This is a genomic window from Flavobacterium sp. (genome assembly GCF_031409475.1).
Lineage (GTDB): Bacteria > Bacteroidota > Bacteroidia > Flavobacteriales > Flavobacteriaceae > Flavobacterium.
In genome coordinates this window covers 65,085-88,323 of record NZ_JANNXH010000027.1, presented here as the reverse complement: position 1 = coordinate 88,323, position 23,239 = coordinate 65,085, and the positions used below count along the sequence as shown (strand labels likewise).

At 34.5% G+C, this 23,239-nt stretch carries 22 protein-coding genes; 10 read left to right on the top strand and 12 right to left on the bottom strand.

From position 1 onward, the window contains the following. Window positions 1-5 precede the first annotated feature (5 nt). From ileS to gdhA, 4 genes are all read right to left on the bottom strand, one after another. Window positions 6-3,419, bottom strand: coding sequence for an isoleucine--tRNA ligase (ileS, locus tag RMO53_RS05460; RefSeq protein ID WP_310378768.1), 3,414 nt, complete (start codon window positions 3,417-3,419; stop codon window positions 6-8). 180 nt (window positions 3,420-3,599) lie between these two features. Continuing rightward, complete coding sequence (recO, locus tag RMO53_RS05455; RefSeq protein WP_310378766.1) at window positions 3,600-4,325, bottom strand: DNA repair protein RecO; 726 nt, start codon at window positions 4,323-4,325, stop codon at window positions 3,600-3,602. Between the two features lie 71 nt (window positions 4,326-4,396). Further along, the gene (locus RMO53_RS05450; protein WP_310378764.1) at window positions 4,397-6,703 is read right to left on the bottom strand and encodes a T9SS type A sorting domain-containing protein; all 2,307 of its coding nucleotides are present in this window, start codon (window positions 6,701-6,703) and stop codon (window positions 4,397-4,399) included. A 127-nt stretch (window positions 6,704-6,830) separates the two neighbouring features. Next, window positions 6,831-8,174, bottom strand: coding sequence for an NADP-specific glutamate dehydrogenase (gene gdhA / locus RMO53_RS05445; protein ID WP_310378763.1), 1,344 nt, complete (start codon window positions 8,172-8,174; stop codon window positions 6,831-6,833). Window positions 8,175-8,420: 246 nt separating this feature from the next. Here gdhA and RMO53_RS05440 point away from each other — a divergent pair, with 246 nt between their 5' ends. Further along, window positions 8,421-9,224, top strand: coding sequence for a THC0290_0291 family protein (locus RMO53_RS05440; RefSeq protein WP_310378761.1), 804 nt, complete (start codon window positions 8,421-8,423; stop codon window positions 9,222-9,224). A 76-nt stretch (window positions 9,225-9,300) separates the two neighbouring features. Here RMO53_RS05440 and RMO53_RS05435 read toward each other — a convergent pair whose 3' ends face one another. Further along, entirely contained in the window at window positions 9,301-10,479 is a 1,179-nt protein-coding gene (locus RMO53_RS05435; protein WP_310378799.1) for a cystathionine gamma-synthase, read from the bottom strand. A 151-nt stretch (window positions 10,480-10,630) separates the two neighbouring features. On the opposite strand from RMO53_RS05435, the gene RMO53_RS05430 reads away from it, so the two are divergent. From RMO53_RS05430 to RMO53_RS05395, 8 genes are all read left to right on the top strand, one after another. Further along, the gene (locus RMO53_RS05430) at window positions 10,631-10,987 is read left to right on the top strand and encodes an ArsC/Spx/MgsR family protein (RefSeq protein WP_310378759.1); all 357 of its coding nucleotides are present in this window, start codon (window positions 10,631-10,633) and stop codon (window positions 10,985-10,987) included. An 87-nt stretch (window positions 10,988-11,074) separates the two neighbouring features. Next, window positions 11,075-11,935: a YicC/YloC family endoribonuclease gene (locus RMO53_RS05425; RefSeq protein WP_310378757.1), complete on the top strand. Its 861-nt coding sequence runs from the start codon at window positions 11,075-11,077 to the stop codon at window positions 11,933-11,935. 127 nt (window positions 11,936-12,062) lie between these two features. Next, window positions 12,063-12,635, top strand: coding sequence for a guanylate kinase (gene gmk / locus RMO53_RS05420; protein ID WP_310378755.1), 573 nt, complete (start codon window positions 12,063-12,065; stop codon window positions 12,633-12,635). A 68-nt stretch (window positions 12,636-12,703) separates the two neighbouring features. Next, window positions 12,704-13,339, top strand: a complete 636-nt coding sequence (gene nadD / locus RMO53_RS05415) for a nicotinate (nicotinamide) nucleotide adenylyltransferase (RefSeq protein ID WP_310378753.1) — start codon at window positions 12,704-12,706, stop codon at window positions 13,337-13,339. Between the two features lie 258 nt (window positions 13,340-13,597). Beyond that, entirely contained in the window at window positions 13,598-14,593 is a 996-nt protein-coding gene (locus RMO53_RS05410) for an NAD(P)H-dependent glycerol-3-phosphate dehydrogenase (protein ID WP_310378751.1), read from the top strand. A 53-nt stretch (window positions 14,594-14,646) separates the two neighbouring features. Further along, window positions 14,647-15,363: a TIGR04255 family protein gene (locus RMO53_RS05405; protein ID WP_310378749.1), complete on the top strand. Its 717-nt coding sequence runs from the start codon at window positions 14,647-14,649 to the stop codon at window positions 15,361-15,363. Further along, a complete protein-coding gene (locus RMO53_RS05400; protein WP_310378746.1) occupies window positions 15,363-15,782 on the top strand; it encodes a hypothetical protein in 420 nt (139 codons plus the stop codon). The genes RMO53_RS05405 and RMO53_RS05400 overlap by 1 nt, the downstream gene beginning before the upstream one ends. Continuing rightward, window positions 15,782-16,240, top strand: coding sequence for a hypothetical protein (locus RMO53_RS05395; RefSeq protein WP_310378744.1), 459 nt, complete (start codon window positions 15,782-15,784; stop codon window positions 16,238-16,240). Before RMO53_RS05400 ends, RMO53_RS05395 begins: the two co-directional genes overlap by 1 nt. A 99-nt stretch (window positions 16,241-16,339) precedes the next feature. Here RMO53_RS05395 and RMO53_RS05390 read toward each other — a convergent pair whose 3' ends face one another. The 6 genes from RMO53_RS05390 to RMO53_RS05365 all read right to left on the bottom strand — a co-directional run bounded on the left by RMO53_RS05390 (window position 16,340) and on the right by RMO53_RS05365 (window position 21,658). Beyond that, window positions 16,340-17,221, bottom strand: a complete 882-nt coding sequence (locus RMO53_RS05390) for an aldehyde dehydrogenase family protein (protein ID WP_310378742.1) — start codon at window positions 17,219-17,221, stop codon at window positions 16,340-16,342. Between the two features lie 11 nt (window positions 17,222-17,232). Then, a complete protein-coding gene (locus tag RMO53_RS05385) occupies window positions 17,233-18,699 on the bottom strand; it encodes an aldehyde dehydrogenase family protein (protein WP_310378741.1) in 1,467 nt (488 codons plus the stop codon). A 5-nt stretch (window positions 18,700-18,704) separates the two neighbouring features. Beyond that, window positions 18,705-19,607 (bottom strand): deoxyribose-phosphate aldolase, encoded by a 903-nt coding sequence (gene deoC / locus RMO53_RS05380; protein ID WP_310378739.1) that lies wholly within the window; start codon window positions 19,605-19,607, stop codon window positions 18,705-18,707. Window positions 19,608-19,692: 85 nt separating this feature from the next. Next, on the bottom strand, window positions 19,693-20,100 hold the full coding sequence (locus RMO53_RS05375; protein ID WP_310378738.1) for a hypothetical protein: 408 nt from the start codon (window positions 20,098-20,100) through the stop codon (window positions 19,693-19,695). An 83-nt stretch (window positions 20,101-20,183) separates the two neighbouring features. Then, window positions 20,184-21,203, bottom strand: coding sequence for a phenylalanine--tRNA ligase subunit alpha (gene pheS, locus RMO53_RS05370; protein ID WP_310378737.1), 1,020 nt, complete (start codon window positions 21,201-21,203; stop codon window positions 20,184-20,186). A 98-nt stretch (window positions 21,204-21,301) separates the two neighbouring features. Continuing rightward, window positions 21,302-21,658 carry a hypothetical protein gene (locus RMO53_RS05365; protein ID WP_310378735.1) on the bottom strand — a complete coding sequence of 119 codons (357 nt, stop codon included), beginning with the start codon at window positions 21,656-21,658 and terminating at the stop codon, window positions 21,302-21,304. Window positions 21,659-21,784: 126 nt separating this feature from the next. Between RMO53_RS05365 and RMO53_RS05360 the strand changes: the two genes are divergently transcribed. Next, window positions 21,785-22,285, top strand: coding sequence for a CvpA family protein (locus RMO53_RS05360; RefSeq protein ID WP_310378733.1), 501 nt, complete (start codon window positions 21,785-21,787; stop codon window positions 22,283-22,285). Between the two features lie 52 nt (window positions 22,286-22,337). On the opposite strand, the gene RMO53_RS05355 is transcribed toward RMO53_RS05360, so the two are convergent. Continuing rightward, window positions 22,338-23,084, bottom strand: coding sequence for a tetratricopeptide repeat protein (locus tag RMO53_RS05355; protein ID WP_310378731.1), 747 nt, complete (start codon window positions 23,082-23,084; stop codon window positions 22,338-22,340). Between the last annotated feature and the right edge of the window lie 155 nt (window positions 23,085-23,239).

Here is a 23,239-nt window from a genome sequence, read left to right as displayed (position 1 = left end):
TCGAATTATTTTGTAATTACTATTTTTGTTTTTATTTCGTCGAATTCTATTTCTGTACCTTCTTCTATTTTTTCTTCAAAAACGAGTTCCCGTGAGAGCGTTTCAGATTTAATATAGGCTTCATTTGCTTTTACTGCTTTTTCTAATGCAGCATTTTTTTGCAAATGTACTTTAATTTTATCAGTAACTTCAAAACCAGAATCTTTTCTTATATTCTGAATTCGGTTCACTAATTCCCTTGCAATTCCTTCTTCTTTCAATTCCTCTGAAATTGTGATGTCTAGCGCAACCGTTATTCCGTTTGAATTAGCAACAAGCCAACCTTCAATATCTTGAGAAGAAATTTCTACATCTTCTTGAGATAAAATTATACTATTTCCAGCAATAACAAGAACTAAACTTCCTTGCTTGTCTAATTGATTGATTTGCTCCGCAGAAAAATTTTGTATCTCTTTGGCAATCAAACTCATATCTTTTCCAAAACGTGGTCCAAGTGCTTTAAAATTAGGCTTAATTTGCTTTACTAAAACACCCGAAGCATCATCCAAAAGCACAATTTCTTTGACGTTAACTTCGGCTTTTATAAGATCAGAAACAGCTTCAATTTCGGCTCTAAAACCCTCTTCAAGTACCGGAATCATTACCTTTTGCAGTGGTTGTCGTACCTTAATCATTTCTTTCTTTCGAAGTGATAATACCAGTGAAGAAACAATCTGTGCTTTCAGCATTTTGCTCTCTAACGATTTATTAACATAGTTTTCAACCGAAATTGGAAATTTTGCCAAATGTACAGAGTCAAATTCTTCGGTATGTGTTGTTTGCGTTAAGTCTCTGTAAAGCTTGTCCATAAAGAAAGGAGCAATTGGCGCACCGAGTTTACTTATGGTTAACAAACAGGTGTATAAAGTTTGATAGGCAGCGATTTTATCTTGCGCATATTCGCCTTTCCAGAAACGACGGCGACACAAACGAACGTACCAGTTGCTTAAGTTTTCTTGAACAAATTCTGATATCGCACGAGCGGCTTTTGTAGGCTCATAATCTGCATACGCTTCATCAACAACTTTTACTAATGTGTTCAATTCCGAAATAATCCATTGATCAATTTCGGGTCTTTCGTTCAACGGAATTTCCGCTTCGGAATAAATGAATTTATCGATATTAGCATACAAACTAAAGAACGAATACGTGTTGTATAGTGTTCCAAAGAATTTGCGTCTTACCTCAGCAATTCCCTCTAAATCGAATTTCAAGTTGTCCCAAGGATTCGCATTCGAAATCATATACCAACGTGTGGCGTCTGGACCATATTCATTTAATGTTTCAAATGGATCGGCTGCATTTCCTAAACGTTTTGACATTTTTTGTCCATTTTTATCCAAAACTAAACCGTTTGAAACTACATTTTTAAATGCTACTTTGTCAAAAACTAATGTTCCAATAGCGTGCAAAGTATAAAACCAACCCCGAGTTTGATCGACGCCTTCGGCAATAAAATCCGCAGGGAAATCTTTGTTTTCGTCAATCTTGTCTTTGTTTTCAAATGGGTAATGCCATTGTGCATAAGGCATTGCGCCAGAATCAAACCAAACATCAATCAAATCAGCTTCGCGTTTCATTGGTTTTCCAGTAGCAGAAACCAAGGTGATTTCATCGACTACATTTTTGTGCAAATCAATTAAGTCATAATTGGCTTCAGACATATTTCCGATTTCGAAACCTTTGAAAGGATTAGTGGATTGGAAACCTGCTGCGATAGATTTTTCTATTTCGTTGTATAATTCTTCGACAGAACCAATTAGAATTTCTTCTTCCGAACCTTCGGAACCAGGTTCGGTTCTCCAAATAGGCAATGGAATTCCCCAAAAACGGGAACGTGATAAATTCCAGTCGTTGGCGTTTTTTAACCAATTTCCAAATCGTCCTTCGCCCGTTGCTTTTGGTTTCCAGTTGATGGTTTCGTTGAGGTCAAACATTCTATCTCTCACTTCCGTGATTTTGATGAACCACGAATCTAGCGGATAGTATAAAATTGGCGTGTCGGTTCTCCAGCAATGTGGGTAACTGTGCACGTATTTCTCTACTTTAAAAGCTTTATTTTCTTCTTTTAACTGAATAGCGATTTCAACATCAATTGAGCGTTCTGGAACTTCGCCTTCGTTGTAATATTCGTTTTTAACGTATTTTCCAGAATAACTTCCTAAACCATCGATGAATTTTCCTTGTAAATTGACTAATGGAACTGGATTTGCGTTTTCGTCAAGAACTAACATTGGCGGGACTTCTGGTACAGCTTCTTTGGCAACTTTAGCATCATCAGCTCCAAATGTTGGAGCCGTGTGTACAATTCCTGTTCCGTCATCGGTGGTTACAAAATCTCCTAAAATTACTCGGAAAGCATGTTCTGAATTTTCGAAAGGCAACGAAAAAGGTAATAATTGTTCGTAACGAATTCCAACTAAATCAACTCCTTTACATTCGGCAATAATTTGGTATGGAATTGATTTATTGTCTTCTTTAAAGTTTTCAAAATCAGTTGGCTCGGTTGATGCAAAAAATCCTTTCGAAAATTGTTTTCCAACTAGATTTTTAGCCAAAATCACATTCGAAGGTAAAAAAGTATACTGATTAAAAGTTTTAACTAAAACATAGTCAATTTTTGGACCAACAGTCAACGCGGTGTTTGAGGGCAAAGTCCACGGCGTCGTCGTCCAAGCCAAAATATGAATAGGTCCAAAACCTTGAAGAAAACTAGGTAAAGTTTCGTTTAATGCTTTGAATTGTGCCACAACAGTTGTATCCGATACATCACGGTAACTTCCGGGTTGGTTCACTTCGTGAGACGATAATCCGGTTCCTGCTTTTGGCGAATACGGCTGAATGGTATAGCCTTTGTACATCAAATCCTTATTATAGATTTGTTTCAAAATCCACCAAACCGATTCCATATACTTGGATTTGTAGGTGATGTATGGATCTTCCATATCAACCCAATAGCCCATTTTTTGGGTTAAATCGTTCCACACATCGGTGTAACGCATAACGGTTTTTTTGCAAGCTTCGTTGTATTCTTCGACTGATATGGTTTTGCCAATATCTTCTTTAGTTATACCTAATTCTTTTTCGGTGCCTAATTCTATTGGTAATCCGTGTGTATCCCAACCTGCTTTTCGTTTTACTTGAAAGCCCTTTTGGGTTTTATATCTGCAAAAAATATCTTTAATCGCACGTGCCATAACGTGATGAATTCCTGGCAAACCATTTGCGGATGGCGGACCTTCAAAAAAAACGAACGGCGGGTTGCCTTCGCGAGTGGTTACACTCTTCTCAAATATGTTTTCTTTTTTCCAAAAATCAAGTACTTCAGATGCAACTTCGGGCAAGTTAAGTCCTTTGTATTCAGTAAATTTTATGCTCATTTTATCCTTTTCTTAAATCGTGGTGCGAAAGTAATAAATAGTTATGAGTTATGAGTTATGAGTTATGAGTTTTTGCGATTGTGCAGAAAATTTAACCACAAAGTTCACAAAGAAAAATCACAATGCTTACAAAGCTTTGTGTACTTTGAGCAAAAACTTAGTGTGCTTTGTGGTTAGATTCTAAGAAAAAACAGCTGCCAAAACCTCCAAAGATTTTGGTTTTCTGAAACCATCCAGATGAAATGCGTAGTAATCTATGAGGATTTTCAAGACGATTTGACGCTCGATAACGTGAAAAATTTTCTGGTCGTTATCGAATTTTAAATTAATGAGTTTTTTGAAAAGATTGGTTTCGTGTTCGGTAAGTGAATTAATGCCGTGAAAAGGTGTGAAAACGCCTTCAATCATTCCGAAAAAAGGCATGTCAATATCCGATACATCTGGGTAAAAACCAAGGTATTTTGTAATTTCGAGCATTAAAATTAGATGAAAATTAGCGGTTTGGTCGTGATTGTCGAGCCAATGTAATGCGGTTTCTAGAAAGGTAAAAAGTGACTCGTTTTTCTCTTCTTCGTGAATAGAATGGTGCAAAATTTCGGAAAGAAACATTGCAATGGTACTTTTATAAATATCCGAATGAATGGAATGAAATGGCGTGGCAATTTTAATCTCTTTGAAATTCTCAAGTGTTCCTTTGTTTTTGTGAACGGCTTCGATTTCGAGAATGGTCAGCGGCTGGAAATAAGCATTTTTTGTCCCGAGGCTTCGGGAGGATTTTCGGGACGAAAAAGCATCGCGGACGAAATACGATTTCAAACCGTGTGAGAGTGTAAAGCATTTGACAATCAAACTTTTCTCCTGGTATTTGAGGGACGAAATAACGATGGCTTTGGTTTTGACTTGCAATTTTAGATATTAGATTTGCCACGCCAGTTCGCTGACGCTGGGGTTATATTTTCAGAAACTGAAATCTGATTTTACCTTATAATCATTACTTTTTTGACTTTGGTTTCAATTCCGTCTTCAGCCGATATGAAAATCATATACACTCCTGATGCGACTTTATATTTTCCAAAAGCGCTGGTGTCCCATTCTATTGTTCCTCCTTCGGAAGTGGTTTCGTGAACAAGATTTCCTTCGATATCGGTAATTTTAATTGTTGCTTTATTGAGTAGTCCCGCAATTTTAACTGTGCCATTATATTCTGGTCGAACTGGATTTGGGTAGACATAAACATTGCTTAAATCATCATTTGCCTTTGTGGCTGTACCTTTGAACGAAACTAATCCTTTTTGGGTGGCTATAAAAACTTCTCCGGTTGTACTGTTGATGTCAATGTCATTTATTTCGTTACTGGGTAATGGGGAGTTTGTTGTCGTGAAATGATATTTTGTTTCTTGCCCGTTTGGTGATACAAAAAAAATACCAGAGTCTGCTGTGCCAATCCATTTGTTATTTGCACCATCAACAACTATGTCTGTAATAAACTGTTCGTATAACAGTTCTTGCGCAAGGTCATCCTCTAAAATAATTATTGGATTGGTTTTTAATTGATCATCGGTAAGGAAACTGCCTACATTTGGCAAAACCCGCAATCCTTTTGTGGTTCCTATCCATAATTGATTTCTGTTATCTACGGCAACAGCTCTCACGTCTATGAATGGTAAATTTCCGGTATCGTCTCCTGTTCCTATTTTTTTAAATTTATTACTACTTTCGTTAAAACCTATTACGCCATCTCTATAAGTGCTTAACCATTTTGTTCCGTTTTTATCTATTGCTATTCTTCCAAAACTGTTGTCTTCGGCTTTAACTAGTATGTTTTCAAGCGAAAAACTTTGCCATTGATTGCCTGGTTTTAAAACCTTTAATCCGTTTTTTATTCTACTGTTTGTAACCCAAAGATTACCAGATTTGTCGAATGCTGTTCCATTTATTCTAACATCAAAATAATTTGGCCCTGCAAAAGTTAATGTTTCTAAACCGCTATTGGTTTGGTTGTATAAAAATGTGGGAACATCTTCTTCAATTTTTAATAATCCCGAAAAAAAAGAGCTTGCATAAACCTCACTTTCGTTATTAGGATTTACAATTATTCTTGAAATGGCTTTTGCTCCTAAAACTTTTTCGTAGGGTAAATTTAACCAGCCTGTTTCGCTATATTTACTTATACCATAGGTGTTTAACTGATTTGATGGCGTGTAAGAATAAGGATTATAGTTTACTGAATAACCGCCATAAACCGTCCAAAGGACAGTTGAAGTGGCTTGCAAAGCAAATATTTTATTCCTAGAAGGTCCGTTTGGGGTTGTGTTTTCAAAAGTTACACCATTCGTTATTTCGGTTGAATAGATTCCGTTTTCGGAAGTTCCTAGGTAAAGTGTTTCGGAAATTTCTGTGGCACAAGTAAACCTTATGTTGGTTTCTGGTATTTGACTATTGTTTATTTGACGAATTAATGCCATTTGTTTATTGTAAACAAAAACGCTGTTTGGTGTAGTTATAATTAAATAATTAGCGGTTGCTCTCATATCCATAGTGGCTTGAGAAAGTGCTAAATAACCCGGAAAGGAATTTGAAGCTTCATTATATTTATGGATGTATCCTGCAGAATTTATTGCAAAAAGTGCGGTGTCAAAAGTTTCAATGCTAGACCAACTTCCTGCAATGACTTGTGACCACTGGTTAAAGTCAATTAAATTTTTATTGGTACTGTCGGCTCTTCGTATTCCGTCTACAGTTGCCGCATAAATAAATCCGTTGAAAACTGCTGTTTGAGCAACGCGTAATTCTGCTCCGTTAGTTCCTATAAAATAAGTATCGCCAAACAACATGGTTGCTAAGTTGAATTGTACAATTCCAAAATCACAAGAAACATACACAATCCCTTTGTATTCCATAAAATGATTGACCCTTTTAATGCTTGAGGGCAATTGTTTATTGATAATATCTACAATGTTTAACATGCTGCCATCGGCTTCGTTTATTACAATCATTAAGCCATTTTCATAACCTACAATAGTTTTATTAAAGGTTTTGCTATAATACAAAGAAGTTATTGTTTGTCCTGAAAGCCCATCGATAGTATTGGTGGTTTTAAGGAGATTTGTGTTCGTATTTATGGTAAACAAAGCGTTTTCTGCTGCCGCAAAAACGGAGGTTTCTGATTGCGACAAGTCTTTTATTTCATTATAAGAAAAATAGCCTTGCCACAATAAATTATTTTGTGCAAAAGCTATTTGTATGAATAAGAGAAACCCTATGTAAAAAACCTGCTTTTTCATTAATCTATTCCTGATTTTGTTCACAAATATAATACAAACGAAAGTATTAGAATTTTGTTATAAAAAAAACCTTCTTCCAATCTCGAAGTCTCGATAGGAAGAAGGTATTTAAAATAATAAATTAGATTTATACTACGCCTTGCGCAAGCATAGCATCGGCAACTTTTACAAAACCTGCAATGTTAGCTCCTTTTACGTAGTCTACATATCCGTTTGAATCCGTTCCGTATTTTACACATGAAGCGTGAATGGCTAGCATAATTCCTTTTAATCTTTCGTCAACTTCTTCAGACGACCAGCTCAAACGCAATGAGTTTTGAGACATTTCTAGACCTGAAGTGGCAACTCCACCAGCATTTGATGCTTTTCCTGGAGCGAATAATATTTTAGCTTTTTGAAAAACATGAACTGCATCTGGTGTTGTAGGCATGTTTGCTCCTTCGGAAACACAAATACATCCATTAGCAACAAGCATATTAGCTTCGTCTGCGTTCAATTCGTTTTGAGTAGCACAGGGTAATGCAATATCACATTTTACTTCCCAAGGACGTTTTCCAGCTATATATTTTGCGTTTGGATATTTTGTCAAATAATCAGAAATTCTCCCACGAAGTTCATTTTTAATTTCCATAACATGTGCTAATTTTACACTGTCAATTCCATCGGCATCATAAATATATCCAGCAGAATCTGACATTGTTACTACTTTTCCTCCTAATTGAGTAGCTTTTTCGGCTGCATATTGTGCCACATTTCCTGATCCTGAAATCACTACTGTTTTTCCTGTAAAGCTATCTCCTTTTGTAGCTAACATGCTTTGTGCAAAATACACATCGCCGTATCCTGTAGCTTCTGGACGAATTAGTGAACCGCCAAAAGAGATTCCTTTACCTGTTAATACACCGGTAAACTCGTTTCTTAATCTTTTATATTGCCCAAACATGTAGCCTACTTCTCTTCCTCCAACTCCTATATCTCCTGCTGGAACGTCTGTATTTGAACCTATATGTTTTGAAAGTTCTGTCATAAATGCCTGGCAAAAACGCATTACTTCATTATCTGATTTCCCTTTTGGTTCAAAATCCGCACCTCCTTTTCCACCGCCCATTGGCAATGTTGTTAAACTATTTTTAAAAGTTTGTTCAAATGCAAGAAACTTTAAAATACTCAAATTTACCGAAGGATGAAAACGAATTCCGCCTTTGTATGGTCCAATTGCTGAATTCATTTGAATTCGATATCCTCGATTCACTTGAGTTTCTCCTTTATCATCTATCCAAACTACACGAAACATAATGATACGATCTGACTCGACCATTCGTTCCAAAAGCATTTTGTTTTGGTATTTTTTATTTTCTTCGATAAAAGGAATTACGGTTTCAGCAACTTCTAAAACAGCTTGCATAAATTCCGGCTCGTTTGGATTTTTTTTGGCAACCAATTCGATAAAATTCGTAATACTTTGTGACATGATAATTAGATTATTAACGTTTAAGAAAACGTTTTCGTTAGTGGGTACAAATATACATTTTATCATAATATTTAGTAATTAATTTTAAATTTCTTATAAATTTTATGTTCTTTTTATAGATGCTGAAACGTTTTTTATTAAAATCAATGTTATCAACAGATAAATTAAGTAATCAATATATTTTATTTATATAATCTCCGTTATGATTGATGTTTTTATATATTTGTAGAAAGTAATTTAGTACAAATGGTCCCAAAGTCTATTATTTTATTCTGTTTACTGTTTTTTGGATTCTCAAATGTGGCTATAGCCCAGTTTGGTTTTTCTCATGAAATTGGCGTTATTGCTGGACCTGTTGCCTTTCAATCCGACTATGGCGAAAGGTATGATTTGAGCACAAATGCTGGGAATACAGGTTATGGCATAGGTTTAATTCATTATTTAAACTTTTCTTACAAAGCCGAATGTAATTGTTACACTCCTGAGACCTATTTTAATGATCACTTTAAATTACGAAGTGAGTTGTCTTATAATAAAACAAAACTAGAACATTTTGGGCGATGGGTTGAGGGCAATAATTCACTTGGAAAACAGCAGTTGCGTGCGATGACTGGAAGTACTGCAGTTACTAATATAGGTATGCAATTAGAATATTTTCCATGGAGCATTCGTGATTTTACCTCAAGAATTGAAAGTTGGGGACCGTTTATAAGTCTTGGCGGACAGTTCAGTTATTACAATGCAGAAGCTTCATCAACCCTAGGTAAATTAGGAACTCCTCTGACCACTTTCCCCAAATATTTAGTACCTACTGACGATCGTCCATTTGGTTTTTCGACTGAAAGCAATTCGGTTTGGTCCGTTGTAACTAGTGTTGGGACACGTTACAAATTAAGTCCATTGCAAGATTTAATGGTAGATTTAAGATTTCAGTATTATTTTTCAAACTGGGTCGATGGCTTAAACCCCAACCCAACTTTTTTTAAAGAAAACAAAGCTAACGATTGGTTGGTTTGGTTCAATGTAGGCTACATCTATTATTTACAATAGCCAAACACAAGGATATAAAAAATAAAAAACGGTGTTCTAAAAATTTTAGAACACCGTTTTTTTATGCAAAATCAGCTTATCCTAATGCTTGTTTCAAATCTTCGATTAAATCATCAATATCTTCGATTCCTACACTCAATCGAACCATGTCATCAGTAATTCCTATTTCTTTACGTTTGTCTTCTGGAATTGAAGCGTGTGTCATTAATGCTGGATGGTTTGCTAGTGATTCAACTCCACCAAGCGATTCCGCCAAAGTGAAGACTTTTAATTTTTCTAGAAATTGTACTGAATCTTCTTTTTTTTCTGAAACGAAGGTAAAAGAAACCATTCCGCCAAAATCGCTCATTTGCTTTTTGGCAATTTCGTGATACGGATGACTTGGTAATCCTGGATAGTAAACGGTTTTGATTTTTGGGTGATTTACTAAAAATTCTACCACTTTTACACCATTTTCGCAATGTCTTTGTACTCTTAAATGCAATGTTTTTATTCCTCGCAAAACCAAAAAACTATCCATTGGTCCCAGTGTTGCGCCTGTGGCAAATTGTTGAAAATGCAATTGATTTCCCAACTCTTCATCTTTTACAATCAATGCGCCCGCAATAACATCAGAATGTCCGCCAAGATATTTAGTTGCGGAATGCATCACAATATCTGCGCCTAAATCCAATGGTTTTTGTAAATAAGGTGTTGCAAAAGTATTATCTACGGCAAAAAAGATTTTGTTTTCCTTAGTGATTTTGGCAATTTCTTGAATGTCTGCCAGTTTCATCAAAGGATTTGTGGGTGTTTCAACCCAAACCAGTTTTGTGTTTTCATTGATATGCGATTTAAATTTTTCTATATCATTCATATCTACAAAGTGAAATTTTATTCCACTGTCTTTATAAATACGCGTAAACATTCTGTACGTTCCGCCATACAAATCGTCCATAGCGATAATTTCGTCTCCTGCTTTGAAGGAACGCAACAAACAATCTGTTGCGGCTAATCCTGACGAAAAAGCCAGTCCGCGAGTTCCGTTTTCTATGCTTGCCAATGCATTTTCAAGCGCTGTCCTTGTTGGATTTGCGGCGCGAGAATATTCGTAATCAGGATTTAATGGTTTTCCAGGACTGGTTTGAACAAAAGTTGATGTTTGATAAACTGGTGGCATTACGGCTCCAGTTGACGGATCATGATGCTGTCCTCCGTGTATGGTTTTTGTATTGAATTTCATTTTAGAATAATTTTTTGTAAATTTAAGTTTAATTCTACTTTATATGTCCTTCAAAAAATAAATAAATACAATTTTAAACTTACTTCCTAAATTTTAAAAAGGATATGCCTAAATAAATTTTTGATAAAAATAAACATTTTCAAAGTCAAATGAATTTTCTTTGCACAAAGAAATTCTTCAGACTATGAACAAAATATATTATCTCGCTTCCTGTGATACGTGTCGAAAAATTATAAAAGGTTTGCCAAAAAATAATGATTTAGTTTTTCATGACATCAAACAAAACCCAATTTCAATTGAAGAATTAGAAGAAATGCACCGCCTTTCAGGAAGTTACGAAGCACTTTTTAGCAAAAAAGCACAACTTTACAAAACGATGGATTTAAAAAACAAATCCCTGACCGAAGAAGATTTCAAAAAACACATTATGGAACATTACACGTTCTTGAGTCGTCCCGTTTTTATTATTGACAACAAGATTTTCATTGGCAACAGCCAGCAAAACATGCTACAAGTGATGAAAGTTTTCAATGGTTTGTAATATTTCAGGCTGAATACTAATCCCGTAGCCTCGGGACTGAACACTGACCACTTTTTCCTTATCTTTGAGAACTTTTAGAATAAATTTATGATACAATCAATGACTGGTTTTGGTAAAGCCACTTTGCAATTACCAACCAAAAAAATTACAGTTGAAGTAAAATCCCTGAATAGCAAAGGTTTGGATTTAAGCGTGCGCATGCCATCGCTTTATCGTGAAATGGAATTGGGTTTACGCAATCAAATTGCTTTGAAACTGGAACGCGGAAAAGTTGATTTTTCCGTTTTTATCGAAAGTACCGCTGAGCAAACTTCGACTAGAGTTAATGTTCCAATTGTAAAAGGATATATCAATCAGCTTCGCGAAGTTTACGCTGATGCTGACGAAACCGAACTGATGAAAATGGCAATAAGAATGCCCGACACCATGAAAATTGAGCGTGATGAAATCGACGAAAATGACTGGATTCAAATTCAAACCGTAATCGAGGAAGCTTTGCAAAATATTTTGAATTTTCGTCGTGATGAAGGATTGTCATTAGAAAAAGAATTTCAGTTGCGCATAAGTAATATTCGCCAATACATGAACGACGCATTGGTGCTTGATCCAGAACGTGTTAAAGCCATAAAAGACCGTTTGCAAACCGCGATTTCAGAGTTAAAAGTCAACGTTGACGAAAATCGTTTTGAGCAAGAATTAATTTATTACCTAGAAAAACTAGACATCACCGAAGAAAAAGTTCGTTTAACAAATCACCTAGATTATTTCTTGGAAACCATCAAAGGAACCGAAGCCAATGGTAGAAAACTAGGTTTTATCACTCAAGAAATGGGTCGCGAAATTAATACTATGGGTTCGAAATCGAATCATGCCCAAATGCAAAAATTGGTTGTGATGATGAAAGACGAATTAGAAAAAATAAAGGAACAGGTTTTGAACGTGTTGTAATTACAATTACTAGTTGTAAAGACGCCATTGTAAAGACGCGATTGTAAAGACGCGATTGTAAAGACACGATTGTAAAGACACGATTGTAAAGACGCGATTAATCGCGTCTCTACCAAAAAAAATATCAATGAAAAAAGGAAAATTAATAGTGTTTTCGGCACCATCAGGTTCAGGAAAAACAACCATAGTCAGACATTTATTAGGTATTCAAGAATTGAATCTGGAGTTTTCGATTTCGGCAGCTTCACGCGAACCAAGAGGTGAGGAAGTTAATGGTAAAGATTACTATTTTATTTCAACCCAAGAATTTAAAAAACACATCAAAGCCGAAGATTTTTTAGAATGGGAAGAAGTCTATCGTGATAATTTTTATGGCACTTTAAAAAGTGAAATAGAACGCATTTGGGCAATGGGAAAAAACGTTATTTTTGATATTGATGTTGCGGGCGGATTGCGTATAAAGCATAAATTTCCGGACGAAACTCTAGCAGTTTTTGTAAAACCACCAAGTATTGACGAGCTAAAAATTAGATTAAAAAAACGCTCCACAGAAAGTGATGATAAAATCAATATGCGAATTGCAAAAGCATCTGTGGAACTTGCAACAGCGCCACAATTTGATAAAATTATTAAGAATTACGATTTAGACATTGCTAAAGAAGACGCATATCAGTTGGTAAAAGAGTTTATAAACACCTAAATCGAAAAATTTAATACTTGAAAAATTACGAAAAGTGACTTAAATTTTTAAATCTTACAATTAAATTAATGAAAATAGGCTTGTATTTCGGAACATTCAATCCCATTCATGTTGGGCATTTGATAATTGCAAACCATTTTGCAGAGCATTCTGATTTAGAACAAATTTGGATGGTTGTTACGCCACACAATCCCTTAAAAAATAAAGATAATTTACTGAACGATTATAAACGTTACGAAATGGTGTTTTTGGCCACAGAGGATTATCCAAAAATTAAACCTTCGGATATTGAATTTAAATTACCCCAGCCTAATTATACTGTAAATACATTAGCTCATTTGCAAGAAAAATTTCCGCAACATGAGTTTTCGTTAATTATGGGGGAAGATAATTTGAAATCATTACACAAGTGGAAAAATTTTGAAGTGATTTTACAAAGTTATTCGATTTATGTTTATCCAAGATTAGAGGTGAAAGACCAAACTAAAGATGCAATTTTAAAAGCCGCTGTAAATTCAACGTCAAATGAATTGTATAATAAATACCTAGATAAAGGAGTAAGAATACACATTATAAATGCTCCTGTAATAGAAATATCATCTACATTTATACGAGAAAATATAAAAAATAAGAAAAATGTTCAGCCACTTTTACCTCAGAAAGTATGGGAATATATAGAGTATGGAAATATTTATAAAAAATAAAAAGGCGCTCTGGTACTACCTTTAGAACGCCTTTTTCAAAATACTAAAACAAAACTAACTAATTCAAATTGCATACTATAAATTTATATTATTTAACAACGGAATTCTAATTTAAATATTGTGTAGATTAGTATAAAAGTTTTATTTATATCTAAATTACATTCACTTGTTCTAAAATAAAAAGGACTGCTTACTTTCAAAATAATTTATTTATGTTAAGAAATACATTTTTAATTACTATTGGTTAAATCAAAAAATATGACAGAAAATCTAAAATTTGCAGTAATTGGCGGTGGAAGTTGGGCAACTGCAATAGCTAAAATGCTATGTGTTAATCTGCCTGAAATTGCTTGGTATATGCGAAATGAAGATGCAATACAACATCTGAAAACACATCGTCACAATCCAAATTATTTAAGTTCGGTTGAATTTGATATTTCAAAACTTAAACTAACCCATGATATAAATGAAGCAGTAGCTTATGCTGATTACATCATTTTTGCTATACCATCGGCTTTTTTAAGCAATGAACTCAAAAAATTAACGGTGTCTTTGAGTGATAAAGTCATTTTTTCTGCGATAAAAGGGATTGTTCCAGAAACGAGTCTAATTGTTGGAGAACATTTTAACAAAACCTATGATATTCCGTTTGAAAATATTGGCGTAATTACTGGACCTTGCCACGCCGAAGAAGTAGCGCTGGAACGATTATCCTATCTTACAATTGCCTGTGGCGATGCAAAAAAAGCTAAAATTGTTGCCCAATGTTTGTCTGGAGATTTTATCAAAACAAAAATTTCTGATGATATCATTGGTACAGAATATGCAGCAATGCTCAAAAACATTTATGCAATTGCAGCCGGAATTGCACACGGTTTGGGTTATGGTGATAACTTTCAATCGGTGTTGATGAGTAATTCTATTCGTGAAATGAAAAAATTTATCAAGAAAGTGCATAAAATGAAACGTAATATTAACGATTCTGCTTATTTAGGTGATTTATTAGTTACTGGCTATTCTGTGTTTTCTAGAAATAGAATGTTTGGTAACATGATTGGCAAAGGGTATACTGTAAAATCGGCTCAAATGGAAATGAGTATGGTTGCCGAAGGCTATTATGCTGTAAAAAGCGCTTATAATCTCAACTTGGTTTATGGCGCAAAAACACCTATCATCGATGCGGTTTATAGCATTTTATATGAAGGAAAAGAAGCGAAAGCCGTGTTTAAAAAACTAACGGAGGTTTTGGATTAGATAATTTATAAATTCTCATAAACAAATAGCAATTTATTTTATATATTTGAATTATGAAATACACGAATGCTCCAATAAAAGAAGCTGTTTTTGATATTCAAGTTTTTAACATTAATGAAATTTCTCAAGTTAGTCTTGATGAAATACATTTATTAATTAAGGAAAAGTATCCAAACAAAAGAAAGGTTTTTAATTTTTCAAGTAGTATTGATTTACAAGAAAGCGGGTCTATTTCAAATGATACTAAATCGGAATTTAAAGGGGTTATTTTTTCAAATAAAAATAGTCAAAAACAAGTTCAGTATAGAAATGACGGTTTTTCATTAAATTTTTTATCTCCATATTCAAATTGGAATGAATTTTTTAATGAGGCTGTTGAATTATGGAATATATATGTATCAATATTGAAACCTACAAAAGTTAATCGAATTGCTTTAAAATATATAAATAAAATAGACATTCCATTACCTATAAATAACTTTCAAGATTATGTGACAAATATGCCACCAATACCTAAAAGCCTTCCTCAAATGTACAATCATTTTTTTATGCAGATACAGGTTCCGTGTGAAGATTCAAGATATTCAGCTGTCATTACTGAAACTATGGAAACGCCAACTGATAAAATTATTCCTTTTATATTAGATATTGATGTTTTTAAGAATGTTGAGAATGATTTTGAAATAAATGATTTTAATTATTTACGTGATGTAAAAAACATCATTTTTGAGGATTTTATTACAGATAATACAAGAAAATTATTTAACTGATGTATTCATATAAAACTGAAATAACTCGAACCACAAGTATTACAAGAGAGGCACAAGTTGTGTCTTGTAATTTCTCTAATGCTATCATTGCGTTTAAAGGCAATAGCATACTTGTTTCTGAAAGGATTGAAAATAGGCAATATAAAAATTTCTTAATTTTAAAAAATAAATGGAAATCAGAAACGTTATTTCTTTCAAGTTCAACTTCTATTTATAATAATTCAGCTTATAAAGAAATTATAAATTATGGAAGAAAGTCTATCCCATGGATAATTAGAGAGTTAAAAAAAACTGATGACCATTGGTTTTATGCTTTAAGTAAAATAACAGGTGTAAACCCTGTAAACCCTGAAAATTACGGCGTAATAAGCAAAATGAGAGAAGATTGGATTAAATGGGCAGAACAAAACAATTATTGATGCTTATAATCCCTGATGCTTTCCCTAATACAATAAACGAACCCTTCATAATTACAAGTCCGGAAACAACACATTATAATTGTATTGCTTGGGCATTTGAAGATGATTCCAGATGGTATTGGCCAGATCCTTTTGGCATGGCATATTGGCCAGAAAATATACCTAGAACAATAGAAACAAATTCTTTTATTGAGTTATATAAATTAATCCGCTATAGTTTATGTGAAAACGGTGAATTAGAAATAGGAATTCAAAAAATTGCAATTTTTACAGATAATAATTCTTTACCTACTCATGCCGCAAGACAGTTATTAAATGGTTTCTGGACAAGTAAACTTGGAGAAGGTAACGATGTTCAGCATACTTTATTTTCTATAAGTAATGGATTTTATGGTAACGCTACTGTTTTTATGAGTCGTAAAACAACCTCACAATCACACCATCCACGAACAAAATAGACACTTCCTAAACATTTCGACAAAGGAGAAGTTAAAAAATTATAACTAGAAATTGAAAAACATAAAAAAACCTGTAATTACTTTACAGGTTTTCATGTATTAATAACCACTTCCAGCGCCACCAATTTGTTCGATAGGATGCCAGGTTGTTTTGGTTTCTTGAAAATCGTAGATATAATGCAAATTATCATGTTTTTCATCAATATAATCGCTATTCTCACGAATAACAAAACGTTTCATATTCTCGATGGCAAGGTCCTGAATGGATTTAATAATATTCGAATCGGCACCGCAATACAACAACGCATTTACATTCATATGAGAAGCAAAAACCGAACTTAACTCTGCAATTTTGCCTGTTAAAATATTGACAACCCCATTGGGCACATCAGATGTAGCAATAACTTCCGAAAAAGAAACCGCACATAACGGCAAATGCTCTGAAGCTAAAACTACACAGGTATTTCCGCCAGAAATAATGCTGCATATTTGCGTTACTAATCCTAACAATCCGCTGTCTTCTGGTGCAAAAACTGCCACAACTCCCATTGGTTCCGGAACAGAGAAATTAAAGTAACTTCCTGAAACCGGATTCACGCTACTGTGCATTTGCATGTATTTGTCGCACCAACCCGCATAATAAATCAATCGGTCGATGCTTAAATCCACTTCATTTGTAGCTTTGCTTTTCGCAATGCCCTGTGTTTCCAATTCGCTTACAAACTGCGCTTTTCTTCCTTCTAAAACTTCGGCCATTCTATATAAAATCTGGCTTCTGTTGTATGCGGTTTTATTCGCCCAAGAACCTTGTGCAGAACGAGCAGCAACTACTGCATTTCTAAAATCTTTTACAGAGGATAAACACATGTTTGCGATTATTTTATTGTTGTTTATTAATGGATAAAAACGCCCAGATTCCGTTCTTGGGAATTTTCCACCAATAAAAATTTTATACGTTTTTAAAACTTCAATTCTAGACATAACTTACAATTTTAAACAAATTTTAAATACTGATCCAATCCGTGAACGCCGCCTTCTCTGCCAAAACCACTTTCTTTATAACCTCCAAAAGGTGATGCTGGGTCAAATTTATTGAAGGTATTTGCCCAAACTACTCCTGCGCGTAGTTGTGAAGTCATATTGAAAATCTTAGAACCTTTATCAGTCCAAACTCCAGCTGAAAGACCATAAGGCGAGTTATTGGCTTTGTCAATGACCTCATCAATGGTTCTAAAGGTTTGAATGGCTAAAACGGGTCCAAATATTTCTTCCTGTGCAATTCGGTTGGATTGCGTCACACCAGTAAACAAGGTTGGTTTACACCAAAATCCTTTGTCTGGAACGGTACAATCTGGTTGGTAAATTTCAGCACCTTCAGCCAAACCAATTTCAATATATTTCTGAATCGTTGTTAATTGCTTTTTAGAATTAATCGCTCCAATGTCGGTGTTTTTATCAATTGGATCACCAACGGTTAAAGCCTGCATCCTGTCTTTTAATTTCTGAACTACTTTGTTATAAACTGATTCCTGCACATATAATCTTGATCCAGCACAACAAACGTGACCTTGATTAAAAAAGATTCCGTTTACAATACCTTCTACCGCTTGATCTAAAGCCGCGTCTTCGAAAATAATGTTGGCGGCTTTTCCACCCAATTCCATGGACGCTTTTTTAGGTGTTCCGGAAATGGCTTTCATAATAATTTTCCCAACAGCAGTTGAACCAGTAAAAGCAATTTTATCCACATCGGGATGGTTGACAATATGCGAACCTGTCAATCCTGCGCCGGAAACTATGTTTACAACTCCGTCTGGTAATCCAGCTTCCTGAATAACTTCAGCCAATAAATAAAGCGTTAAAGGAGTGGTTTCTGAAGATTTGATTACAACTGTATTTCCTGTGGCTAAAGCGGGTGCGATTTTCCACGCTGCCATTAACAATGGGAAATTCCACGGGATAATTTGTCCTGCAACACCAAGTGGTTTTGTTTTTCTATTGGGGAAAGCGTAGTCTAATTTATCCGCCCAACCTGCATAATAGAAAAAATGTGCTGCTGCTAAAGGAACATCAATATCACGTGATTCCCGTATGGCTTTTCCGCCGTTTAAAGTCTCAACAATTGCAAATTCTCTAGAACGTTCTTGGATAATTCTGGCTATGCGATACAAATATTTACCACGTTCTTTACCTGAAAGTTTTGACCAAGAGCTAGTATATGCTTTTCGCGCTGCTTTCACAGCCAAATCAATATCTTCTTCGTTTGCTTCGGCTACTTTTGCCAGTACTTTTTCGTTAGCTGGATTAATCGTATCGAAATACTTCCTAGATTTTGGCGCTACAAATTTTCCGTTTATGAACAGATTGTATGTTTCTTTCAACTTGATATTTGCTGTACTTTCGGGAGCTGGAACTAAATTCCAATCTGAACTAAAATCTATATTATGTTGTTTCTTCATCTGATTTAAACTTTAGAAAAATAATCCCCTGATTGATAAATACCTGATTTTTGTTTTACAACTTGCATCAAAACATCGTTGGCCAAACTGCTTGCTCCAAATCTAAAATATTCATTGGTAAGCCATTTTCCTCCCAATGTTTCTTTTACCATTAAAAGGTATTGAAGTGCTAGTTTTGAATTGGATATTCCGCCCGCAGGTTTCATTCCAATCCTGATCCCGGTTTCGTAATAATAATCTCTGATGGCTTCAAGCATTACCAAAGTAACGGGTAATGTTGCTGCAGGACTTATTTTTCCGGTAGATGTTTTTATAAAATCTGCTCCGGCAAACATGGCGATATCACTGGCACGACGCACTTTGTCTAGTTCTCCTAATTCGCCTGTTTCCAGAATTACTTTTAGTCGTACGTTTTTTCCACACGCTTCTTTAATCATGGCGATTTCGTCAAAAACAAAATTATATTCGCCACTGTGAAATTTACCGCGACTGATTACCATATCGACTTCGTGAGCACCATTGTCCACTGCCATTTTTACATCGAGTAATTTTACTTCTGCACTAGATTGCCCGCTTGGGAAAGCAGTTGCAACAGAAGCCACTTTTACATTTGTCCCTTTGAGTTCATGTACTGCTGTTTTTACAAAATTGGGGTAAACACAAACGGCTGCCGTTGAGGGTAAACCTGGCATTGAATCGTGTAAATGATGTGCTTTGTAGCAAAGTTGTTTTACTTTTTCTTCCGTATCAGCACCTTCTAATGTAGTCAAATCTATCATGCTAAGTGCCATCATTAGCCCTTGCATTTTAGCTTCTTTTTTGATGCTTCTTGCGGTAATTCTACTAATTCTATCATCCACTCCAACTTGATCAATTGTAGGAGAATTCAAAAAATTATAGTGTTTCATTACTGTTGTTTTTTAATGGAAATTTTACCGTGTGGTTCAATTTTGATAAATTAATTTGATTTTTATTAAACAAATTAACAACTTTTTATCTTACAATCACTCCATCTACAAACAAAATTGGAACTTCTTCTACATAATCTGGTGTTATGGAATTTGCCTTAAAAATGTATTTTCTATCGAACAAAGTGGAACCTATAAAGTAAGTTACCATGAATTCATTATTCAAGAGTAGGACATTTTTTTCTAGCATTTCGATTTTTACGACCGAAACTGGTGGAACTTCTACAAAAGCGTGTCGCAAAAGTGAGGTTTTTTTCATTTCGCCATCAATTGTTCCAAAAGCTTTTGAAACTATCATTACGCTTTCTATTAGAAAATCGCTGTCGTTAATTAAATATGCGAACCAAACTTTTTCCATAAAGTCGTCGCTCCATTCTTGAACTGCAGCTAGGAAAACGTTTTCTACTTTTGGGATTTGAATGTCTGATTTCATAAAATTAAAACTTAACCACAAAGTTCACAAAGTAGGCACAAAGTACACAAATTTTGAACTTAAATATCTATAAAGTATGGGAATTAGATTGATGCTTTGAATTGTTCCAAGAAACGTACGTCGTTTTCATAAAACATTCGGATATCGCCAATTTGGTACAATAACATGGCTATTCTTTCGATTCCCATTCCAAAAGCAAAACCAGTATATTCCTCTGGGTTGATGTTGCAATTTTTCAAAACATTGGGATCAACCATTCCACAACCACCAATTTCTAACCAACCAGTTCCTTTGGTAATTCTATAATCGGTTTCGGTTTTTAAACCCCAATAAATATCAATTTCGGCGCTTGGTTCTGTAAACGGAAAATATGATGGGCGAAGTCGAATTTTCGATTTTCCGAACATTTCTTTGGTAAAATACAAAAGTGTTTGCTTCAAATCAGCAAAAGAAACGTCTTTGTCAATATACAATCCTTCGACTTGGTGAAAAATACAATGCGAACGCGAGGAAACAGCTTCATTTCGAAAAACTCTTCCTGGCGAAATGGTACGAATAGGCGGTTTGTTGTTTTCCATATAACGCACCTGTACCGATGAAGTGTGGGTTCGCAATAAAACATCGGGATTGGTTTGTATAAAGAAAGTGTCTTGCATGTCACGTGCCGGATGGTATTCTGGCAAGTTTAATGCGGTGAAATTATGCCAATCATCTTCGATTTCTGGTCCTTCGGAAACATTGAAACCTACGTTAGAAAAAATATCGATGATTTGGTTTTTAACCAATGAAATAGGATGGCGTGAACCAATAATTACGGGTTCTGCTGAACGGGTTAAATCACCATAAAATCCCTTGATTTCTTCTTTACTTTCCAAAGATTCTTGTATGGATTTTACTTTTTCTTCAGCTGAAGTTTTTAACAAATTGATGACTTGGCCAAATGCTGCCTTTTGGTCGTTTGGGACATTTTTAAACTCAGCAAAAAAATCTTTTAAAAGTCCTTTGCTTCCTAGAAATTTAATACGAAAGGCTTCGAGTTCCGCTGCATTTTGTGTTGTGAAAGCTTGAGCTTCGCCTATATATTCTTTGATCTTGTCTATCATCGGTCTTTTTGTAAAGGTGCAAATTTAGGAAAAAGTTAGAAGTTAGAAGTTAGAAGTTAGAAGTTTTTATGCTGATTCCTGCCTTATGTCACGGAATACTATTGAATGACTTCTTTTTCGAGGAAATAATTGACAATCGCTTCTTTCATCAAAACGGATTGTTCTCCTGCTTTGAGTGCCGGTAATTCTTCTTTTACGGTGTAATGTGGCCAACCTTCTTCATCGAAAAAATCGAATTCGTAAAATCCATAAGGTTCTAATAATCTACAAATTGCAATGTGCATCAGGTTTAGTTTCTCGTCTTTGGCAAACGATCGATGCACTTTGCCGAGTTCTTGCACACCTATTAAATAAATTATGGCATCAAGGTCTAAATCTTCGCCTTGTGAAAACTGGTTAGATAGTATTTGAACTAGGTTTTCCCAGCGTTCTTTGAGTTGTATATCTCTTGACATTCAGATTTTAGATTTTAGATTTTAGATTTTAGATTGCAGATTTTTAAATCTTATCACTAAAATTATTCGTGCAAATATACCAACATAATTCTTTTATCTTTGTTCTTTATTCTTATCTCTTTTTATATGAGTTTTTTAGATATTGTTTTGGGTGTATTGCTAGGGTATGGTTTGTATCAAGGAATCAAAAATGGACTATTTGTAGAATTGGCTTCCTTAATTTCATTGCTATTAGGAATTTATATTGCTATAAAATTTTCTGCGGTGGCACAAGAAATACTTTCTGGTTTTGTGCATTGGAATCCTAAAAAGATTCAAATTTTGGCTTTTATAATTACCTTTATTTTAGTGGTTATTGGAATACATCTTTTGGCTAAATTTTTGACTGGAATTGCAGATTTTGCTTATTTAGGTTGGATTAACAAACTGGGCGGTGGTTTTTTTAGAATGTTGAAAACCATATTGATTGTGAGTATATTTTTAAATCTATTCGAAAAGATAAACTTCAACAATACGTTTGCAAAAAAAGAAACTTTAGATAATTCGCTGTTTTATCGTCCAATTCAAAAAACGGCTAGTTTTATATATCCTTCGATTGAGAAATGGGTTGAGGACTTGAAGAAGTAGGAAGTTGGGAGATGGAAGTTTGAAGCTGAAAACTGCACCAGAATACTAAACGCTAATCTTTCACTTCCTTAATTGTTGAACTTTCAATCCAACCTTCGGTTGTGTCTGTCAATTGAATTTTTTTCCAAATCCCAACGGTTTCTAGAATAAAAACTTTTGTTCCTTCGTGTATTGTTACAACTGTTGAACTTGATTTTTGTGGCTCGCTTTTTACTATTACCATTTCTGCAAAAACAATCGCTGGTTTTTCATTTTCGTAATGATTTTTTTCAAAAATTGATGCTGAAACGCTGATCAATAATAGAGAAAGGATTACAAACATTCCAAAGAAAAACGTTCGTTTTAAAACTGTGGTTTGAGAGAAATAATACCCCATAAAAAACAACAGGAATAGTGTTGAAAATGACACCGATATCCATGCCCAAGTGTTGTAGTGAAATGCCGAAGTAAAGTCTTGAATTAGTTTTGAAAAGCCCACTTTTGGGATAACTTTTATCTCGTCAATTTGTAATTTTTGAGCAAATTTAAGATTGTTTACTGTTTCAGTATCATTAGGATTGAGCACCAAAGCTTTTTCATAATAATAAATTGCTGGAGCTACTTTGTTTAATTTATAGTAGCAATTTCCTAGATTAAAATACAATGCTGCCGAATGCTTTTTTGATGTTAGAACGTTTTTATATTCAGCAATGGCTAGGTCGTATTTGCCTTTTTGATATAAGGAATTCCCTTTTTCGAAACCGGTTTGGGCAAAGAAAATATGAGTTGATAGTAGGAAAATATAAAGTGTGTTTTTCATAAATAAAAAATTTAACCACAAAGGGCACAAAGAAGGCACAAAGCTCACTATTTAAAGCACTCCAGAAACCACTCTTCTTACTCCATCTTTGAGTAATTTTACATTAAAATTGATTAATAATCCTAATTTACAGTTTGATAATTTTAACTAAAAAC

Coding starts and splice junctions, on each gene's coding strand:
- ileS (WP_310378768.1), bottom strand. CDS start 3,419: ATGAGCATAAAATTTACTGAATACAAAGGACTTAACTTGCCCGAAGTT.
- RMO53_RS05450 (WP_310378764.1), bottom strand. CDS start 6,703: ATGAAAAAGCAGGTTTTTTACATAGGGTTTCTCTTATTCATACAAATA.
- gdhA (WP_310378763.1), bottom strand. CDS start 8,174: ATGTCACAAAGTATTACGAATTTTATCGAATTGGTTGCCAAAAAAAAT.
- RMO53_RS05440 (WP_310378761.1), top strand. CDS start 8,421: ATGGTCCCAAAGTCTATTATTTTATTCTGTTTACTGTTTTTTGGATTC.
- RMO53_RS05430 (WP_310378759.1), top strand. CDS start 10,631: ATGAACAAAATATATTATCTCGCTTCCTGTGATACGTGTCGAAAAATT.
- RMO53_RS05425 (WP_310378757.1), top strand. CDS start 11,075: ATGATACAATCAATGACTGGTTTTGGTAAAGCCACTTTGCAATTACCA.
- gmk (WP_310378755.1), top strand. CDS start 12,063: ATGAAAAAAGGAAAATTAATAGTGTTTTCGGCACCATCAGGTTCAGGA.
- nadD (WP_310378753.1), top strand. CDS start 12,704: ATGAAAATAGGCTTGTATTTCGGAACATTCAATCCCATTCATGTTGGG.
- RMO53_RS05410 (WP_310378751.1), top strand. CDS start 13,598: ATGACAGAAAATCTAAAATTTGCAGTAATTGGCGGTGGAAGTTGGGCA.
- RMO53_RS05405 (WP_310378749.1), top strand. CDS start 14,647: ATGAAATACACGAATGCTCCAATAAAAGAAGCTGTTTTTGATATTCAA.
- RMO53_RS05400 (WP_310378746.1), top strand. CDS start 15,363: ATGTATTCATATAAAACTGAAATAACTCGAACCACAAGTATTACAAGA.
- RMO53_RS05395 (WP_310378744.1), top strand. CDS start 15,782: ATGCTTATAATCCCTGATGCTTTCCCTAATACAATAAACGAACCCTTC.
- RMO53_RS05390 (WP_310378742.1), bottom strand. CDS start 17,221: ATGTCTAGAATTGAAGTTTTAAAAACGTATAAAATTTTTATTGGTGGA.
- RMO53_RS05385 (WP_310378741.1), bottom strand. CDS start 18,699: ATGAAGAAACAACATAATATAGATTTTAGTTCAGATTGGAATTTAGTT.
- deoC (WP_310378739.1), bottom strand. CDS start 19,607: ATGAAACACTATAATTTTTTGAATTCTCCTACAATTGATCAAGTTGGA.
- RMO53_RS05375 (WP_310378738.1), bottom strand. CDS start 20,100: ATGAAATCAGACATTCAAATCCCAAAAGTAGAAAACGTTTTCCTAGCT.
- pheS (WP_310378737.1), bottom strand. CDS start 21,203: ATGATAGACAAGATCAAAGAATATATAGGCGAAGCTCAAGCTTTCACA.
- RMO53_RS05365 (WP_310378735.1), bottom strand. CDS start 21,658: ATGTCAAGAGATATACAACTCAAAGAACGCTGGGAAAACCTAGTTCAA.
- RMO53_RS05360 (WP_310378733.1), top strand. CDS start 21,785: ATGAGTTTTTTAGATATTGTTTTGGGTGTATTGCTAGGGTATGGTTTG.
- RMO53_RS05355 (WP_310378731.1), bottom strand. CDS start 23,084: ATGAAAAACACACTTTATATTTTCCTACTATCAACTCATATTTTCTTT.